Origin of the sequence: Bowmanella dokdonensis, from assembly GCF_017254865.1 — a bacterium.
Classification (GTDB): Bacteria; Pseudomonadota; Gammaproteobacteria; order Enterobacterales; family Alteromonadaceae; genus Bowmanella; species Bowmanella dokdonensis.
On sequence record NZ_JAFKCV010000055.1, the window covers coordinates 1 to 626 of the forward strand.

The 626-nt window shown below is 44.1% G+C and carries 1 protein-coding gene; it reads right to left on the bottom strand.

Annotated elements, in window-relative coordinates; all coding sequences use genetic code 11:
* The coding region (locus tag J0A66_RS21510; protein ID WP_206575911.1) for a tetratricopeptide repeat protein at positions 1–609 on the bottom strand (609 nt) is incomplete at its 3' end.
* Positions 610–626: the final 17 nt, after the last annotated feature.

Here is a 626-nt window from a genome sequence, read left to right on the forward strand (position 1 = left end):
ATCGCCTATCCCTAAATCCGCACTAGCGTGGCCGCTGTCATCCGTGGCTAAATCTTTGTATTTTTCATAGTACTCAAGAGCAATGGAGTAATTGCCTGCTCTTTCATAAGTATTGGCCATGTTGTTGTAGCAGTATCCTAGGAACTCATCGTTGCCTAATTGGGAATAGATAAGAACGGCTTGCTGATATTTTGAAATGGAATTTTGGTAGTCCGATATTGTTTGCAGCACATTGCCCTGCAGCATATAGGCCCTGGCCAGCACATCATCAACATTGTGTTTCTTGGCAAAATACTCGGCTTTCTTGGCATGCTCCATGGATAAGTCGTACTTGCCGAGAAAATAATAGGCATAGGATGTCGCGTTTAACACTCTTCCTTCTAGCCTGGGCTGTGGGTGTTGTTTGAAGAACGCCGCCGCTTGTTGGGCAACAGTTATGCTTTCATTTGGTGACTGTCTAGCCAGCCGTTCGACTTCAGTTGCAAACCAGATGCCATCAGTTCGAGTAATGGTAGAAAGGGTCGATGATTCACCTTCATGCGCCATTAGCCCAAAGGCCAAGATTTGGCAAAGGAAAAACAGAATAATGAAAGTAAATGATCGACCCATGAAAGTTAATTATTTCT